Source organism: Halomonas sp. SSL-5 (assembly GCF_030708455.1).
Taxonomy (GTDB): domain Bacteria; phylum Pseudomonadota; class Gammaproteobacteria; order Pseudomonadales; family Halomonadaceae; genus Halomonas.
The window spans coordinates 68,142-85,671 of the sequence record NZ_JAUYWF010000002.1 but is presented as its reverse complement, the minus strand read 5'-3'; the positions used below and the strand labels follow the sequence as shown (position 1 = coordinate 85,671).

16 protein-coding genes are annotated in these 17,530 nt (G+C 65.2%); 9 read left to right on the top strand and 7 right to left on the bottom strand.

Features of this window, described 5'->3' with window-relative positions; genetic code table 11:
- Positions 1 to 75 precede the first annotated feature (75 nt).
- The 8 genes from RAN53_RS02290 (at position 76) to RAN53_RS02255 (ending at position 7,546) form a co-directional block, all read left to right on the top strand.
- Entirely contained in the window at positions 76 to 1,980 is a 1,905-nt protein-coding gene (locus tag RAN53_RS02290; protein ID WP_305795204.1) for an ABC transporter ATP-binding protein, read from the top strand.
- Positions 1,977 to 2,660, top strand: coding sequence for a DNA-3-methyladenine glycosylase I (locus tag RAN53_RS02285; RefSeq protein WP_305795203.1), 684 nt, complete (start codon positions 1,977 to 1,979; stop codon positions 2,658 to 2,660). The genes RAN53_RS02290 and RAN53_RS02285 overlap by 4 nt, the downstream gene beginning before the upstream one ends.
- Positions 2,661 to 2,765: 105 nt before the next feature.
- Entirely contained in the window at positions 2,766 to 3,332 is a 567-nt protein-coding gene (tehB, locus tag RAN53_RS02280; RefSeq protein WP_305795202.1) for a tellurite resistance methyltransferase TehB, read from the top strand.
- Between the two features lie 97 nt (positions 3,333 to 3,429).
- Positions 3,430 to 4,131, top strand: coding sequence for an aspartate/glutamate racemase family protein (locus RAN53_RS02275; RefSeq protein ID WP_305795201.1), 702 nt, complete (start codon positions 3,430 to 3,432; stop codon positions 4,129 to 4,131).
- Positions 4,132 to 4,197: 66 nt separating this feature from the next.
- A complete protein-coding gene (locus tag RAN53_RS02270; RefSeq protein ID WP_305795200.1) occupies positions 4,198 to 4,698 on the top strand; it encodes a VOC family protein in 501 nt (166 codons plus the stop codon).
- 605 nt (positions 4,699 to 5,303) lie between these two features.
- Positions 5,304 to 5,816 carry a DUF4145 domain-containing protein gene (locus RAN53_RS02265; RefSeq protein ID WP_305795199.1) on the top strand — a complete coding sequence of 171 codons (513 nt, stop codon included), beginning with the start codon at positions 5,304 to 5,306 and terminating at the stop codon, positions 5,814 to 5,816.
- Positions 5,817 to 5,911: 95 nt separating this feature from the next.
- On the top strand, positions 5,912 to 6,226 hold the full coding sequence (locus tag RAN53_RS02260; RefSeq protein ID WP_305795198.1) for a hypothetical protein: 315 nt from the start codon (positions 5,912 to 5,914) through the stop codon (positions 6,224 to 6,226).
- A gap of 537 nt (positions 6,227 to 6,763) precedes the next feature.
- Positions 6,764 to 7,546 (top strand): hypothetical protein, encoded by a 783-nt coding sequence (locus RAN53_RS02255; protein WP_305795197.1) that lies wholly within the window; start codon positions 6,764 to 6,766, stop codon positions 7,544 to 7,546.
- Between the two features lie 99 nt (positions 7,547 to 7,645).
- On the opposite strand, the gene RAN53_RS02250 is transcribed toward RAN53_RS02255, so the two are convergent.
- The 6 genes from RAN53_RS02250 to RAN53_RS02225 form a co-directional block, all read right to left on the bottom strand.
- Positions 7,646 to 8,545, bottom strand: a complete 900-nt coding sequence (locus RAN53_RS02250; protein WP_305795196.1) for a hydroxymethylglutaryl-CoA lyase — start codon at positions 8,543 to 8,545, stop codon at positions 7,646 to 7,648.
- Between the two features lie 5 nt (positions 8,546 to 8,550).
- Positions 8,551 to 10,602: an acetyl/propionyl/methylcrotonyl-CoA carboxylase subunit alpha gene (locus tag RAN53_RS02245; RefSeq protein WP_305795195.1), complete on the bottom strand. Its 2,052-nt coding sequence runs from the start codon at positions 10,600 to 10,602 to the stop codon at positions 8,551 to 8,553.
- Positions 10,599 to 11,447 (bottom strand): enoyl-CoA hydratase/isomerase family protein, encoded by an 849-nt coding sequence (locus RAN53_RS02240; protein WP_305795194.1) that lies wholly within the window; start codon positions 11,445 to 11,447, stop codon positions 10,599 to 10,601. Before RAN53_RS02240 ends, RAN53_RS02245 begins: the two co-directional genes overlap by 4 nt.
- 12 nt (positions 11,448 to 11,459) lie before the next feature.
- Positions 11,460 to 13,067 (bottom strand): carboxyl transferase domain-containing protein, encoded by a 1,608-nt coding sequence (locus RAN53_RS02235; RefSeq protein WP_305795193.1) that lies wholly within the window; start codon positions 13,065 to 13,067, stop codon positions 11,460 to 11,462.
- A gap of 161 nt (positions 13,068 to 13,228) precedes the next feature.
- Positions 13,229 to 14,398 carry an isovaleryl-CoA dehydrogenase gene (locus RAN53_RS02230; RefSeq protein ID WP_305795192.1) on the bottom strand — a complete coding sequence of 390 codons (1,170 nt, stop codon included), beginning with the start codon at positions 14,396 to 14,398 and terminating at the stop codon, positions 13,229 to 13,231.
- A 218-nt stretch (positions 14,399 to 14,616) separates the two neighbouring features.
- Positions 14,617 to 15,558, bottom strand: a complete 942-nt coding sequence (locus RAN53_RS02225) for a sodium-dependent bicarbonate transport family permease (RefSeq protein WP_305795191.1) — start codon at positions 15,556 to 15,558, stop codon at positions 14,617 to 14,619.
- 122 nt (positions 15,559 to 15,680) lie between these two features.
- Here RAN53_RS02225 and RAN53_RS02220 point away from each other — a divergent pair, with 122 nt between their 5' ends.
- Positions 15,681 to 16,679: a LysR family transcriptional regulator gene (locus RAN53_RS02220; RefSeq protein WP_305795190.1), complete on the top strand. Its 999-nt coding sequence runs from the start codon at positions 15,681 to 15,683 to the stop codon at positions 16,677 to 16,679.
- 19 nt (positions 16,680 to 16,698) lie between these two features.
- Here RAN53_RS02220 and RAN53_RS02215 read toward each other — a convergent pair whose 3' ends face one another.
- Complete coding sequence (locus RAN53_RS02215; protein WP_414842948.1) at positions 16,699 to 17,517, bottom strand: substrate-binding domain-containing protein; 819 nt, start codon at positions 17,515 to 17,517, stop codon at positions 16,699 to 16,701.
- Positions 17,518 to 17,530: the final 13 nt, after the last annotated feature.

Sequence of the window (17,530 nt, the reverse complement as noted above, 5' to 3'; positions counted from 1 at the left end):
ACGGGTTCATCAGTCCCTGCCACGCGCCGGCAAGCCCCCCGAGCCTGATGCCACCCACGCCAACGGACTGCCGCCATGCTCCGCGACGCCATGCTCGCCCTCTTTCGCCGCTTCGAGACCCTGGTGGAGCCCTACCCGGCGGACCGGCGCGGCACGCCGCCGCGGGGTCTCTTCGCCTTCATCCTGCACTTTTCGCGGCCGGTGCTGCCGCTGCTGATCGTCATGTCGCTGCTCACCGCCCTAGTCTCGGCGGCGGAAGTGGTTTTCTTCGGCTACATGGGCGAGTTGGTGGACTGGTTGGCCGACGCCGAGCGTGAGGGCTTCCTGGCCGAGTATGGCTGGCGCCTGGCCGGCATGGCGGCGCTGGTGGTGATCGGCCTGCCGCTGATCACCCTGCTCCAGGCCCTGGTGACCCACCAGAGCATCTTCGGCAACTACCCGATGATCGGCCGCTGGCTGGCGCACCGCCATATGCTCGGCCAGAGCCTGGCCTTCTACCAGGACGAGTTCGCCGGGCGGGTCTCCCAGAAGGTGATGCAGACGGCGCTGGCGATCCGCGAGACGGTGATGAAGCTGATGGACCTGATGGTCTACGTCATCGTCTACTTTACCGGCGCCATGCTGCTGATGGGCAACGCCGAGCCCTGGCTGATGCTGCCGTTGGTGCTGTGGCTCGCCGGCTATCTCGTCATCATGCGGGTCTTCGTGCCGCGCCTGCGCCGGGTCTCCATGGAGCAGGCCGACGCCCGGGCGGTGATGACCGGGCGCATCGTCGACAGTTACAGCAACATTCAGACCATCAAGCTGTTCGCCGATACCCGCCGGGAGGAGGCCTATGCCCGTGACGCCATGCAAGGCTTCATGACCACGGTGCACCGCCAGATGCGCCTGGCCACCGGCCTCACCGTCAGCCTGACCCTGCTCAACTCGCTGCTGCTGGCCGGCGTAGGCGCCATGGCCATCGGCGCCTGGTACCTGGAGGCGGTGTCGCTCGGCGTCATCGCCGTGGCCATAGCACTCGTGATGCGTATCCGCTTCATGTCCAACTGGATCCTGTGGGAGGTGGCGAGCCTGTTCGAGAACATCGGCACGGTGCAGGACGGCATCAACACCATCGCCCGGGAACCGGCGGTGCGCGACGCCCCCGACGCCGGCGAGCTCGCGGTGCCCCGCGGCGAGATCCGCTTCGCGGCGCTGCGCTTCGGCTACGAGCGGCCGGACGGGGAGGGCAAGCGCGTCTTCGACGGACTGGATCTCACCATCGCCCCGGGCGAGAAGGTGGGGCTGATCGGCCGCTCCGGCGCCGGCAAGTCGACGCTGGCCAACCTGCTGCTGCGCTTCTACGACCTGGAGGGCGGGCGCATCCTGATCGACGGCCAGGACATCGCCGGGGTGACCCAAGAGTCGCTGAGGCGCAGCATCGGCATGGTCACCCAGGACACCTCGCTGCTGCACCGCTCGGTGCGCGACAACATCCGCTACGGTAGCCCCGAGGCCAGCGAGGAGCAGATCCGGGAGGCGGTGCGCCGCGCCCATGCCGACACCTTCATCGACGACCTGGTGGACCTGCAGGGGCGCCGCGGCCTGGATGCCCACGTGGGCGAGCGCGGCGTGAAGCTCTCCGGCGGGCAGCGCCAGCGCATCGCCATCGCCCGTGTGCTGCTCAAGAACGCCCCCATCCTGGTGCTGGACGAGGCCACCTCGGCGCTTGATTCCGAGGTGGAAGCGGCGATCCAGGAGCAGCTCTACACCCTGATGGAGGGCAAGACGGTGATCGCCATAGCCCACCGTCTCTCCACCATCGCCATGCTCGACCGCCTGGTAGTGATCGACGAGGGGCGTATCGTGGAGAGCGGCAGCCACCGCGAGCTGCTGGCGCGAGATGGCCTCTACGCCGCCCTGTGGCGCCGCCAGTCCGGTGGCTTCATCGGGGTGGAGGTCGAGGACGATGATGGCCCAGCCAGAGCGAGGCAGGCATGACACTGGATTACCGATGGCTCCACGACACGGTGCGTCAGCGTTTCGACTCCGACGCCGCCATGGAGGCCTTCCTGCCCCGGGCGCTGACGCCCGACGAGTTGAAGCAACTCGGGGATGACCGCTACCTCTCCGCCATGAGCCGGCGGGTGTTCCGCGCCGGCATGAATCACGCGGTGGTCGATGCCCGCTGGCCCGCCTTCGAGGCGGCCTTCTGGGGCTTCGCGCCCGAGACCCTGGTGCTGCTCACCCCGGAGCAACTGGAGGGCTTCATGCAGGATGCGCGCCTCATCCGCCATCGCATCAAGCTGCAGACCATCCCCCGCAACGCCCAGTTCATCCTGGATATCCGCCAGGAGCAGGGCGGCAGCTTCGGCGAGTTCATTGCCGACTGGCCGAGCAGCGACATCGTTGGCCTGTGGCGACTGCTGGCCAGGCGAGGCGAGCGCCTGGGCGGGCGCTCCGCCGCCGGCTTCCTGCGCCTGGTGGGCAAGGACACCTTCCTGCTCACCAGCGACGTGGTGGCCCGGCTGGTCGCCGCCGGCATCGTCGACCAGGCCCCCACCAGCCAGCGCGACAAACAGCAGGTGCAGAACGCTTTCAACGCGCTGCAGCAGGCTTCCGGCAGGCCGCTCTGCCAGCTCTCGGCGATGCTGTCGCTGAGTATCAACCCCAGGTTCTAGCGCGAGCCGCTAACCCGAGCCTTCACCGTGTTGTCGGTTGCTGTTTCGCTGCGCCCTTAAAAGAGTAAAATCAATGCTCTTTATTGAAAGGCAGGGGAAGATCCGATGTCGTCAGATCCGAACAGCCGCTATGGCCTGAATCCCGCGCATAGTGAAGTGGTCGAGACATGCCAGCAGGTGGCGCCGTGCCGCGCCCTGGACATGGGCTGCTCCAACGGGCGCAACGCCCTCTACCTGAGCCAGCTTGGCTTCGACGTGACCGCGGTGGACCACAACCCCGGCGCCATCGACATGCTGCAGCAGATCGTCAGCCGAGAGCGGATCGAGAATATCGATGCCCAAGTCTACGACCTCAATCGTGCTGCCCTGGACAGGGACTACGGCCTGATCGTCTGCACCGTCACCCTGATGTTCCTCGACCCGGCGCGTGTCGAAGCGGTGATCGCCGACATGAAGGCGCACACCCTGCCCGGGGGATACAACACCATCGTCTGTGCCATGGATACGCAGGCCTACCCCTGCCCGGTGGGCTTCCCCTTCACCATCGGCGAGGGGCAGCTGCGCGAGGCCTACGCGGGGTGGGAGCTGGTCAAGTACAACGAGGACGTGGGCACCATGCACAATGGCGCGCGGTTGCAGTTCGCCACCCTGCTGGCGCGAAAGCCCGAGTAGCTCCACCAGGCCCCCGAGTCACTCAACGGCTCGGGGGCCTTGCGTTGGGGGCCTGTCCTGGATGACGCTCTGGGTTCCGGGCAGAGGAGGGCAGACGATGAAGACCATAGGGCTGATCGGCGGCATGAGCTGGGAATCGACCCAGACCTACTACCGCCTCATCAACCAGGGGGTGAAGGCGCGGCTGGGCGGGCTGCACTCCGCCCGGCTGGTGCTCTACAGCGTGGACTTCGCCGAGATCGAGGCGCTGCAGCACCGCGGCGACTGGGCCGCGACGGCGCAGATCCTCGGTGCGGCGGCCCGCTCCCTGGCGGCGGCCGGCGCCGACTTCCTGTTGCTGTGCACCAACACCATGCACAAGGTCGCCCCGCAGCTCGAGCAGGCCGTGGATATCCCCCTGCTGCACATCGCCGATGCCACGGCCAACGAGTTGCACCGGCAGGGCGTGGACCGGGTGGGGCTGCTCGGCACCCGCTTCACCATGGAGCAGGCCTTCTACCGCGAGCGCCTGGAGGCGCAGGGCATCCAGGTGCTGACTCCCGATGCCGCCCAGCGCGAGACAGTCCACCGTGTCATCTACGAAGAGCTCTGCCGTGGCGAGATCCGCGCGGATTCGAAAGCTGATTATCTTGAGATCGTGGCCTCGCTGGCCGGGCAGGGCGCCCAGGGCGTCATCCTCGGCTGCACGGAGATTGGGCTGCTGATCGAGGCCGACGACACGGACGTTCTCCTCTTCGACACCACCGCCATCCACGCCGAACAGGCGGTTGAGGAGGCGCTTGCGACCCCGGCGTCATAGCGCATGCCGGCGAAGCCCCGTCGGATCGGCCACCATTGAAAGCCTGGAACCATGATGGAGGCGCCTATGACGACGATTGCCAAGAACACGATTTGCTTGTGGTACGAGCGCGATGCCGAGGAGGCGGCGAGGTTCTACGCCAGGACCTTTCCCGATTCCTCCGTCGGCGCGGTCCATCCCGCACCGGGAGACTACCCCGCGGGCAAGCAGGGCGATGTCCTGACCGTCGAGTTCACCGTGATGGGCATTCCCTGCCTGGGGCTTAACGGTGGGCCAGGCATCCAGCACAACGAGGCGTTCTCGTTTCAGGTGGCCACCGAGGACCAGGCCGAGACCGATCGTTACTGGAAGGCGATCGTCGGCAACGGCGGCCAGGAGAGCGACTGCGGCTGGTGCAAGGACAAGTGGGGCATCTCCTGGCAGATTACCCCCATCGCGTTGACCAGGGCCTACACCAGCCCCGATCGCGCCGCCGCCAAGCGGGCGTTCGATGCCATGATGACGATGAGGAAAATCGACATCGCCGCAATCGAAGCGGCGGTTCGTGGTGAGAAGCCCTCGACCTGACAACAGCATGCCGCAGATCGCGCTGTGCACCGCCGCTGAGCGTTGCCCCCCCAGGCAAGGCCCCCGAGTCACTCATCTGGCTCGGGGGCCTTGCCACCACTGCGACCAATCGGGTGTGGCATCCATCGGCTTCGTCACATACGCTGATTGGTTAAGGTCGCTTAGACGACCAGGCGAAATGCCACTACACGCAGCGCAGGGACTACCGCAGGGATGGCAGGGAGCCATCATGGCTTGCCGGGTAGGGGCGGTAGCGTGACTTAACAATTGGGGGGGGGGCTGTCCCCGATTTCCTTGTTGGCAGACTTTTTGAATTCATGGGATGACGGTAAGTAATCGATTAACAAAGCGCTGCTGTAAGACAAAATTTCCGCTGCGCTCCAAAGTTTCCGCAGAGCGTGGAGCTATGACTATCTATGTATCGACTGTCGAATGATCAGATCCCGAGATGGAAAAAGGAATCTTCCGTTTTTCTGCCGTCATCAATCGACTCTCAGTGTCCAGAGTGCGGGCGTCTGGTCTCATTCGCGACAGCCAAATGGAGTCCTGCGCCACAGAATACAAGAATAGCGGTAGTTCGATGTCCGGCATGCCAAACACCTACGATGTTTTTTTTGCTGAATCATAAAGGGGAAGCAGGAACCCTTGGCAGTGACGAGCAGCTTTACATACATGCTAAACCACCAGGAAGAGAGGCTCTTCCTGAAATTTTGGATGGGAAGGGCTTGGATGACCCACTTAAGCGAGCTTATGTCTCAGCGGTAAATGTATTCAATGCCCAAGAATGGGGAGCAACAGCTGTACTAACTCGCAGGCTTCTGGAGGGTGTAACCAAATCATTACTTCCACCAGAGTACCAGTCTCTTCCGCTAGCCAAGCAAGTAGAAAAGCTTCCCGAAACAAAGGATCTTTCGGAACCGGTACTGAAAATTGCAGATGCTATCCGTAAGGGAGGGAACTTGGGTGCGCATTTCGATTTGGAAGCCGAGCCGACACAGGAGGTCTCTCAATTGATGCTGGATTTGGCAGAGGAATTGATCGAATACTTTTTCGTACTGCCAGTAAGAATAGAAGAGCTACACGACAAGATTGAGGACTTGAATGGGGAAAAATCCTAACAATTGCAGGCACGGCGACACCCACTACATTGCGTCTTCGGCTCCATTTCGTGGGCGCGCATGCTGCAAGAGTTAAATGTAAAAGGAAACATAAAATGGAGTTTGTCGAAATTGAGCTTACTCAGGGCAATATCAAAAACAATCATCTTTATCTCTCGTCGGTAATCGAGTTCTTCCCATCCGATTCTATCGGAGGCAGCAACGATTCTAGTTTGGCTCCGCGATTTCTCGAAGTTCATAGCGGCATCGCGTCCTCAGTGCGAACTGACATTGCAGGCGATAAGAAAATTTTTCGTCGTCGGGCTTGGGTGGGCGAGTTTTTCGAGGTCCACAATTTGGCTGCAGGCGATCGGGTGGTAATCGAGAAGACTGGTACTGACCGTTATCACGTTTACCCAAAGCGGGCCTGATGTTTTAAAAAGTTTCTTTAGTGCGCGGCTGATGGCCGCCGGACTCCCTTTTCATTGCGGCTACGCCTCCATTACAAGGGCGTCGCTAAACTCAGCGTTCAATTGCTCATGGAGTTTTCATGACACCGGTCCAGAATATATGGGTATTACTGTGCACCGTTGGGCCAGCAATATATGTTGGCTATGCTGTGAACTGGTGGTCGGGAGTAATAGCGTGCGTTGCGCACATCTTTTTTGGAGGTGTTCTCGGCTGGTTTCTGGTAAGTATGGTTCCCGTCCGTTTTCTTGAAGTCGGTGGCTACTTAAAGAATTTGGTCATCGCAGTCGTCATCGTTGCATTGGGTTACTACCTCGGGGCTTGAAGTGTATTTGAAAAAATCACTGTACTACGCCGCCGGTGGCCGTCGGGGCGACCTTTGCATCGCGGCTTCGCCTCCTTTTCAAGGGCATCGCTAAGCCCAGCGTTGGGAGGCAATGCACCCTTCCGTGTGCTGGGTGCTCGGCAATCCATTTCTAGGAGCGAAAACAAAAACGGCCATGAGCACTATCCAAGCTGAAGTCATCGAGAGAATGAAAGCGGACCTTCTTGCACGCCTAGAAGAGTGGGTCGGTATGAATTTGCCTGTGAAAGGTTCCGAGGATTACGAATTCTGGCAGTCAAAGCTTGCGGAAATCGATTCAATAGAGAATTTTCAAGATGTAATCGATTACGTTGATTCCGAAGGATTCGACCTCAACGATTTCTTCTTATGTGGTGAGTATGAGGTTATATCCGCAGGCTTAGATCCGAGTTTGGTGCCAAGCGACCTTTACACGGAGCTAGGGGAGCCAGTGGCTGAACAGGCTTGGTCCGGCGGCTCAGGGGTGAAAATCTACTTGTACGATGGCAAGTATTTCGTCGTGAGCGAGGTGGAAGTCAAGGTTGCCAACACTGAGACTGACGCATTCAAGATGGGAGGAATCGACAACGATACTTTCGGCGATATCTCGCATTCACAAGTACGCCCGTCGGAACCTGATGCTCAGATCGAAGTGCCTCGTGCTACGAAAGCGCCACCAAAAAAGGCTCGGATAAGTAAGAGGCCTGTATTGGTTGTTGTTACGGAATGGCCGGGCGGAACGATGGCAATTAAATTCGGCTGTGCAATGCAAGCGGCACTCGATGTCTCGAAAGACGACATGAGCCTTGTCCAAATGTCTCCCGAACGTATATTTAGGGTCGAAACAAAGGTCAGTGAAGCCGAGTTTCGCGAAGCCATGCGGGTCAGAGATGTTGCATCAGGGGGCTGTGTCCTTTTCATCGAGATTCCTAAGTCGTGATCGCTGAAGAGCTGCCGCCCAACTCAGGCGTTAAACTGTCCAAAAACAAAGCCCCGAGTCAGTCACCTGGCTCGGGTCTTTTGCGTGTTGGCGTTGCGATTACCTGGCGGCCAGCGCCACCCCCACCTTGGAACGGTTGGGCCGGCCGATGGTCTGGGTGATCCAGGTGCCGGTGTCGGCCAGCTTGTCGAGGTCGATGCCAGTCTCGATGCCTAGGCCATCGAGCAGGTAGACCACGTCCTCGCTGGCCACGTTGCCGGAGGCGCCCTTGGCATAGGGGCAGCCGCCGAGGCCGGCGACGGAGCTGTCCACCACCGCGATGCCTTCCTCCAGTACCGCGTAGAGGTTGGCCAGCGCCTGGCCGTAGGTGTCGTGGAAGTGGGCGGCGAGCTTGTCCATGGGAATGTCGCGGCTCACGGCCTCGATCATGCGCTTGGCCTTGAGCGGGGTGCCGGTGCCGATGGTATCGCCGAGCGAAATCTCGTAGCAGCCCATCTCGTACAGCGCCTTCGAGACCTCGGCCACCTTGGCGGGAGCGATCTCACCCTCGTAGGGGCAGCCCAGCACGGTGGAGACGTAGCCGCGCACCCGCACGCCGGCCTGCTGCGCGCGCTCCAGCACCGGCTCGAAGCGGGCCAGGGACTCGGCCACGGAGCAGTTGATGTTCTTCTGTGAGAAGGCCTCGGAGGCGGCGCCGAACACGGCCACCTCCTCGAGGCCGCACTCCAGGGCCGCCTCCAGCCCCTTGAGGTTGGGGGTCAGCGCGGCGTAGGTGATGCCGTCGCGTCGGGCGAGGTTCTTCATCACCTCGCGATGGTCGGCCATCTGCGGCACCCACTTGGGCGAGACGAAGCTCGCCGCCTCGATGTAGGAGAGGCCGGCCGCGCCTAGGCGGTCGATCAGCTCCAGCTTGGTGGCGGTGCCGATCGGCTCAGGCTCGTTCTGCAGCCCGTCGCGGGGGCCGACCTCGACCAGGCGGACGTGTTTCGGGAATGCCATCTGCGTTACTCCTCCGGGGCGAACTCGAGCAGCACGTCGCCCTGGCCCACGGTGTCGCCGGCGGCGAAGTGGAAGCTCTCCACATGGCCATCGGCGGGGGCGGACATGGTGTGCTCCATCTTCATGGCTTCCATCACCATCAGCGGCATGCCTTTCTCCACCTTCTGGCCCGGCTCCACCAGCAGCGCCACCACGGTGCCGTGCATGGGCGCGGTGAGGGTGGATTCCGCCTCGTGCTGGCCATGGTCGATGGCGTCGATGCGGCGCCAGAACAGGCGGGTCTCGCCGGCGGCGTCGGCCATCACCACCACGCCGTTGTCGGCGAGGCGCGCCTGCAGGCGACGGCGGTGGCCATTGAGGGTGACCGCCACGGCGTCGCCCTCCAGGTGCTGAATGCGCGCGGTGAGGGTCTCGTCGCCGATCACCAGCTGCCAGGGATCGGCGGCGGTCTCGCGGCGGCCCTCCACGATCACCACGTCCTCGGCGTCCGGGGCCTGGGCGCGGGTCAGGTCGTGACCGGTGGCGCACAGGGCCAGCCGAATGGTGTGGGGGGCGTTGAGGCGGAAGCCGTCGTGGCGATCCCAGGGAGAGTCGCTCTCGCACTCCCGGGAGAGCTGCTTGAGGCCGATCAGCGCGGCGGAGGCGTAGGCCTCGGTGGTGACCTCACGGGACGCGAACAGGGTCGCCTCGTGCTTCTCGATGAAGCGGGTGTCGAGCTCGCACCCCTTGAAGGCCGGGTGGGTGGCCAGGCGCTGCAGGAAGGCGCGGTTGGTGACCACGCCCTGCACGTCGAGGGCAGCAAGCGCCCGGTTGAGGGTGGCCAGCGCCTGGTCGCGGTCGCCGCCGTGGACGATCAGCTTGGCGAGCATGGGGTCGTAGTGCATGGAGACGGCGTCGCCGCTCTCCACGCCGCTGTCCAGGCGTACCTTATTGGCATCCAGGCCGGCGCCTTCCAGGTCCAGGGCGAAGCGGGTCAGGGTGCCGGTGGCGGGCAGGAAGTCCTGCTCCGGGTCCTCGGCGTAGAGGCGCGCCTCGAAGCTGTGGCCGGTGATGGTCAGCTCGTCCTGGGCGAGCGGCAGCCGCTCACCCATGGCCACGCGCAGCTGCCACTCCACCAGGTCCTGGCCGGTGATCATCTCGGTGACCGGGTGTTCCACCTGCAGGCGGGTGTTCATCTCCATGAAGAAGAACGAACCATCGACGTCGAGGAGGAACTCCACGGTGCCGGCGCCCACGTAGCCGATCTCGCGGGCGGCGCGCACGGCGGCCTCGCCCATCTCGCGGCGCAGTTCGGCGCTCATGCCCGGGGCCGGGGCTTCCTCCAGTACCTTCTGGTGGCGGCGCTGCACGGAGCAGTCGCGCTCGAAGAGGTAGACGCCGTTGCCGTGGCTGTCGCAGAACACCTGGACCTCCACGTGGCGCGGCTGGGTCAGGTACTTCTCGATCAGCATGCGCTGGTCGCCGAAGGCGGCCTGGGACTCGCGGCGGCAGCCGTCCAGGGCGGCCTGGAAGCCGGCGGCGGATTCGACCACGCGCATGCCCTTGCCGCCGCCACCGGCGCTGGCCTTGAGCAGCACCGGGTAGCCGATCTTGTCGGCCTCGGCCTTGAGCAGGGCGTCGTCCTGGTCGTCGCCGTGGTAGCCCGGCACCAGCGGCACGCCGGCGTCATGCATGCGCGCCTTGGCGGCGGACTTGTCGCCCATGGCGGCGATGGCCGAGGCGGGCGGGCCGACGAAGGTGATGCCGGCCTTCTCCAGGGCGTCCACGAAGGGGCCGTTCTCGGAGAGGAAGCCGTAGCCGGGGTGGATGGCGCCGGCGCCGGTGCGCTTGGCGGCCTCGATCACCGCCTCCACCTTGAGGTAGCTGTCGCGGGCGGCGGCGGGGCCCAGGCGCACGGCCTCGTCGGCCTCGCGCACATGGCGGGCGTTGGCGTCGGCATCGGAGTAGACGGCCACAGTGCGCAGGCCCATGGCGCGCGCGGTGCGCATCACCCGGCAGGCGATCTCGCCGCGGTTGGCGACCAGCAGGGTGTCGAACTTGTTCAGATCGGTAGTCATGAGCGGGGCTCCGCGGCCTTGTTTTCTGCGACACGGTTGTCGCTTTCGTTTGTCCAGGCGGGGCGGCGCTTCTCGAAGAAGCTGGCCAGCCCCTCCTGACCTTCGGCGCTGACGCGCAGCTCGCTGATCACCCGGCAGGTGTGCTCGCGGGTGGCCTTGCTGTCGGGCTCTCGAGCCACCTCGGCGAGCAGCGCCTTGGTGGCGCGTTGGGCCTGGGGCGAGCCGGCCAGCAGGGTCTCGAGCATGGCGGCGACGGCGTCGTCGAGGGCCTCGGGCGCTACCACCTGGTGGGCCAGGCCCAGGGCCAGGGCGGTGGGGGCATCCATCACCTCGGCGGTCAGCGCATACCGACGCATCTGACGCTTGCCCAGGGCGCGCTGCACATAGGGGCTGATCACCGCCGGCGACAGGCCGATCTTGACCTCGGAGAGGCAGAACTTCGCCTTATCGGAGGCGACCACCAGGTCACAGCAGGCGGCCAGGCCCACGGCACCGCCGAAGGCGGCCCCCTGCACGCGGCAGACGGTGGGGCAGGGCAGGGTGTCCAGGCCGTGCATCAGGGCGGCGAGCTTGCGCGAGTCCGCCAGGTTGCCGTCGAAATCGTATTCGACCATGCGCTTCATCCAGTTCAGATCGGCGCCGGCGGAGAAGCTCTTGCCCTCGGAGCGCAGCACCACGGCTCGGATCTCGCCGTGGTGGGCGGCGTCGTGCAGTCGCTCCAATTGGGCGTTGAGCTCACTGATGAGGCTGTCGTCGAAGGCGTTGTGGACCTCGGGACGGTCGAGCGTCAGCCAGGCCACGCCGCGATCGTCGAGTTCCAGGCGTGAGAAGGTGCTATCTGACATGTCTGATTCCCCTTACATCCGGAACACGCCGAATTTCGTTTCCTCGACCTCGGCGTTCATCGCCGCCGCCAGCGACAGGCCCAGTACGTCACGGGTCTGGGCCGGGTCGATGACCCCGTCGTCCCACAGCCGGGCGCTGGCGTAGTAGGGGTGGCCCTGGTGCTCGTACTGCTCGCGGGTGGGCGCCTTGAAGGCTTCCTCTTCCTCCTTGGTCCACTCGGCGCCCTCGCGCTCGATCTGCTCGCGCTTGACCTGGGCCAGCACGCCCGCCGCCTGCTCGCCGCCCATCACCGAGATGCGGGCATTCGGCCACATGAACAGCAGGTTGGGATCGTAGGCGCGGCCGCACATGCCGTAGTTGCCGGCGCCGAAGCTGCCGCCGATCAGCACGGTGAACTTGGGCACCCTGGCGCAGGCCACCGCGGTGACCAGCTTGGCGCCGTGCTTGGCGATGCCCTCGTGCTCGTACTTGGAGCCCACCATGAAACCGGTGATGTTCTGCAGGAAGATCAGCGGGATCTTCCTTTGCGCACACAGCTCGATGAAGTGCGCACCCTTTACCGCGGACTCGGAGAAGAGCACGCCGTTGTTGGCGACGATGCCCACCGGGTAGCCGTGGATATGCGCAAAGCCGGTGACCAGGGTATCGCCGTAGTAGCGCTTGAACTCGTCGAAGTCGGAGTCGTCGACGATGCGTGCGATCACCTCACGCACGTCGTAGGGCTTCTTGAGGTCGGTGCCGACGATGCCGTAGAGCTCGCTGGGGTCCAGGCGCGGGGCCTTGGGCTCCTGCATCTTCAGCTGGCCGCGCTTCTGCCAGTTGAGCCGCGACACGCTGGCCCGGCACAGCTGCAGGGCGTGGGCATCGTTCTCGGCATAGTGGTCGGCCACGCCGCTCTTCTTGGCGTGGACGTCGGCGCCGCCAAGGTCCTCGGCGCTGATGCTCTCGCCGGTGGCGGCCTTCACCAGGGGCGGGCCGCCCAGGAAGATGGTGCCCTGCTCGCGCACGATGATCGACTCGTCGGCCATGGCCGGCACATAGGCGCCGCCGGCGGTGCAGGAGCCCATCACCACGGCGATCTGCGGGATGCCCTCGGCGGAGAGGGTGGCCTGGTTGTAGAAGATGCGGCCGAAGTGGTCGCGGTCCGGGAAGACCTCGTCCTGGCGGGGCAGGAAGGCGCCGCCGGAGTCGACCAGATAGATGCACGGCAGGCGGTGCTTGCGGGCGATCTCCTGGGCGCGGATGTGCTTCTTCACGGTGAGCGGGAAGTAGGTGCCGCCCTTGACGGTGGCGTCGTTGGCGACGATCACGCACTCCACGCCGGAGACGCGGCCGATGCCGGTGACCACGCCGGCGGCGGGCACCGCAGAGTCGTAGACCTCATGGGCGGCCAGCGCCGAGAACTCGAGGAAAGGGGAGCCCTCGTCGATCAGGTGGTCGATGCGGTCGCGCACGAACAGCTTGTCGCGGCTCTCGTGGCGGGCGCGGGCCTTCTCGCCGCCGCCCTGGGCGATGGCGGCGGTCAGTTCGCGCAGCTTCATCACCTCGGCGCGCATCGCCGCCTCGTTGGCCTGGAAGCCCTCGCTGCGCGGATTGATCTGGGTCTGCAGGATGCTCATAGCGAATCCTTGAAATGATATGCCAACACAGGGTACCGGTGGTGTTGTAGGAGGGCAGCTCCGCTGCGCGACAGGCACCGTCAGGTGCCTTGGGGTTTTCCGTGGGAGGCCTGCGGCCTCCGGTCGCGATGCGAAGCATCCCTCCTACACAAGCCGGTGGCTCAGGCAGATTCGTTGAACAGCTCGCGGCCGATCAGCATGCGGCGGATCTCGCTGGTGCCGGCGCCGATCTCGTAGAGCTTGGCGTCGCGCAGCAGGCGGCCGGTGGGGTACTCGTTGATGTAGCCGTTGCCGCCCAGCAGCTGGATGGCGTCCAGGGCGACCTGGGTGGCCTTCTCGGCGCAGTAGAGGATCACGCCGGCGGCATCCTTGCGCGAGGTCTGGCCGCGGTCGCAGCCGGCCGCCACGGCGTAGAGGTAGGCGCGGCAGGCGTTGAGGGTGGTGTACATGTCGGCCACCTTGCCCTGCACCAGCTGGAACTCGCCGATGGACTGGCCGAACTGCTTACGCTCGTGGATATAGGGCACCACGATGTCCAGGGCGGCCTGCATGATGCCGATGGGGCCGGCGGCCAGCACGGTGCGCTCGTAGTCGAGGCCGCTCATCAGCACGCGCACGCCGCGGTTCAGTTCGCCGAGGATGTTCGCCTCCGGCACCTCGCAGTCCTGGAACACCAGTTCGCAGGTGTTGGAGCCGCGCATGCCGAGCTTGTCGAGCTTCTGGGCGGTGGAGAAGCCGGGCATGCCCTTCTCGATGATGAAGGCGGTGATGCCCTTGGAGCCGGCCTCGGGGTCGGTCTTGGCGTAGACCACCAGCACGTCGGCGTCGGGGCCGTTGGTGATCCACATCTTGTTGCCGTTGAGGATGTACTTGTCGCCATCCTTGCGGGCGCGCAGCTTCATGGAGACCACGTCGGAACCGGCGCCCGGCTCGGACATGGCCAGCGCCCCGACGTGCTCGCCGCTCATCAGCTTGGGAAGGTACTTGGCCTTCTGCTCCGGGCTGGCGTTGATCTTGAGCTGGTTGACGCAGAGGTTGGAGTGGGCGCCGTAGGAGAGGCCCACCGAGGCGCTGGCCCGGGAGATCTCCTCCAGGGCGATGCAGTGGGCGAGGTAGCCCATGCCGGTACCGCCATCCTCCTCGGAGACGGTGATGCCGAGCAGGCCCATGTCACCGAACTTCTGCCACAGGTCGTTGGGGAACTCGTTCTTCTCGTCGATCTCGGCGGCGCGCGGGGCGATCTCGTCGCGGGCGAAGGCGTTGACCTGCTCGCGCAGCATGTTGAGCTCGTCGTCGAGGCCGAAGTCGAGGGGCTTGAAGGGCGTGTGCATGGGCGGGACTCCCGTTCTTGTCAGGCGTACTGGTCAGGGCGGTGGCGCCTGCCTCTTGTCCATGATCCAGGGGGCAAAGGCGGCGCGCACAGCGGTCCGGGTCAGGTGGTGAACCGTGATTCGTCAAGACTAGGTCAGGTTGACGTTAACGTAAAGTGAAGCTACTCATGCCTTAGACGAATGTCGGGGCCCCGCGTCGAAAGCGACGGGCGGGGCGCCTACCCGGTCAGCCAGGTGATCAGCCGGTGATAGAGGGGAATGCCCACTATCACGTTGAAGGGGAAGGTGAAGCCGAGCGAGGCCAGCATCGCCAGGCCGATATTGGCCTCGGGGATGGCGGTGCGCATGGCGGCCGGGGCGGCGATGTAGGAGGCGCTGGCGGCCAGCGCGGTCAGGATCAAGAGCGACCCGGCGGGCAGCCCCAGGGCCAGGCCGACACCCAGGCCGGCCAGCGACAGCAGCGGCGGGGCGATGAGGGCGAAGGCGAGCAGCCGCCAGTGAAACCAGGGAATGGGGCGCAGGGTCTCGGCGGCGGTCAGGCCCATCTGCAGCAGGAAGAGGGCGAGCACGGCATGGAAGGCGCCGGTGAAGAGCTCGGTGACCTTGGCGCCCTCCATGGGGCCGTACATGGCGCCGATCACCGCGCCGCCGGCGAGCAGGATCACCCCGCGGTTGGTCAGGGTCTCGTGCCAGATGCCCTGCATCGCCTCGCCGGCATTGCTGCCCTGGTGGCGACGGTAGAGGGCGATGGCCACCATGATCGCCGGCAGTTCCATCATCACCAGGTAGAGGGTCACCTCGGCGCCGATGGGCAGCCCGCGTCCCTCGGCGAAAGCCAGGGCCACGGCGAAGGTGCCGGCGCTCACCGAGCCGTAGTGGGCCGCGAGACTGGCGCTGTCGGCGGCGGAGAGCCGCACCAGGCGGCGCAGTAGCGGCATCAGGGCCAGGGGGATCAGGGCGCCGAGGGCGGCCACGGCGGCAAGCTCCGGCAGCAGCGACCAGCCCAGGTTGCCGTACAGCGCCATGCCGCCCTTGAGGCCGATGGTCAGCATCAGCAGCAGGCTGAGGGTGTCGTAGGCGGCCTTGGGAATGGCCAGGTCGGACTTGACGAGCCCGGCCAGCAGGCCGAGCAGGAAGAACATCACCACGATATCGGGCATCGGAGGGTCTCTGGTGGCGGGTTGAAACGCCACGCATTCTGCTGACCCACGCCCATTGATTCCAATAAACTCTTCTGCAATGCACTATAGATAATTATCTATGCATGCTGGAATCACCCGCAATGAACATCCGACACCTGACGTTTCGCCTGCTGCAGGTCTATGTGGCGGTGGTACGCGCCGGCTCGATCAGCGAAGCGGCGCGCCGCCTGCACCTGACCCAGCCCACCGTCTCGCAGCAGCTCAAGCGCCTGGCCGAGACGCTGGGTGAGCCCTTGCTGGTAAGCCGGCAGGGGCGGCTGACGCCCACCGAGGCGGGCGGCGAACTCTACCGTGCCAGCCGCGAGGTGCTGGGGCGCTTCGACGACCTGGATGACTACCTGGCCGCCCTGCGCGGCGGCGAGCGGGGGCGTTTCTCCATCGCCCTGGTCAATACCGCCCAGTACGTGCTGCCGCGGCTGCTCGGTCCCTACAGCCAGGCCTTCCCCGAGGTGGAGGTCACGGTGCATATCGGCAATCGCCGCCAGATGCTGACCCGCTTCGAGCGCCAGGAGGATGACCTCTACGTCTTCAGCCATCCACCGTCGCTGGCCCACGCCCTGGCCGGGCGCTTCCTGCGCAATCCGCTGGTGGCGGTGGCGCCTCGGGGACACCCGCTGGCGGGGCGCGAGCATATCGCCATGAGCGAGCTGCTCGAGGAGCGCTGGCTGCTGCGCGAGCCGGGCTCGGCCACGCGGATGCTGTTCGAGAGCTGGCTGCAGGAGCAGGGGCTGACCCTGGGGCCGACCCTGCAGATGGCCAGCAACGAGGCGATTCGCGTCGGTGTGGCCTCCGGCATGGGGCTGGCGGTGCTCTCCGAGCACGTGCTGCCGCCGCAGCACCCGGAGCTGGTGATCCTGCCGGTGGAGGGGCTGCCCATCGAGAGTCACTGGCAGTTCATCGTGCGCCGCGACCGCCGCCTCTCCCATGCGGCGCTGGGCTTCCTGGGCTTCGGCGCCCAGCGACTCGCGGAGTGCGTGGAGTCACGCTTTCTGAGCAATGAGCTACCGGTGTTGCTGAGGCGCCTGGAGGTGGTCCAGGCGGCGCCCCCGGGGCTGGGGTCAGGCCCTCAAGTATCCTGAAGGGCCTGACCCCGCAGGGTTATTCGGCGGCGTTGGGGAAGAACAGCTGCTGGCCGTTGACGGTGAAGTCACCGATGGCCTGCTGGCCCTCCGCGGAGAGCAGCCACTGGTGCCACTGCCCGGCGAGATCATGCTTGAGGTGGGGGTGGCGCTCCTCGGAGATCACGAGGCTGCCGTACTGGTTGAAGAGGGCCTCGTCGCCCTCGAACAGCAGTTCGAGATTCTGGGGATTCTCGAAGGCGACCCAGGTGGCGCGGTCGCTCATCACGTAGGCGTCCATGCCGGCGGCGGTGTTCAGGGTCGGCCCCATGCCGCTGCCGAGCTCGCGGTACCACTCGCCGTCAGCCTCGACGCCGGCGGCTTCCCACAGGCGCAGCTCGGCACGGTTGGTGCCGCTGTCGTCACCCCGGGAGGCGAAGGGCGCCTCGGCCTCGGCGATCAGCTGCAGCGCCTCGGCGACGGTCTCGGCATCCGCGATGCCGGCCGGGTCGCCGCCGGGGCCGATGAGCACGAAGTCGTTGTACATGACGTCGGCACGCTCGGTGCCGTACCCCTCCTCGACGAAGCGCTCTTCGCCCACGGTGTCATGGACCAGCAGGCTGTCGGCGTCGCCACGCCGGGCGATCTCGAAGGCCTGGCCGGTGCCCACGGCCACCACGCGCACCTCGATGCCGGTCTTGTCGGTGAACTGAGGGATGATGGCGTCGAACAGGCCCGAGGCCTCGGTGGAGGTGGTAGAGGCCAGGGTGATGTACTTCTCCCCGTCCTGGGCCTGGGCGGCCATCGAGAGGCCCAGGATGCCGATGGCGGTGAGTGCGATGCGTGCCTTGTGTTGCATGGTCGCTTCCTTG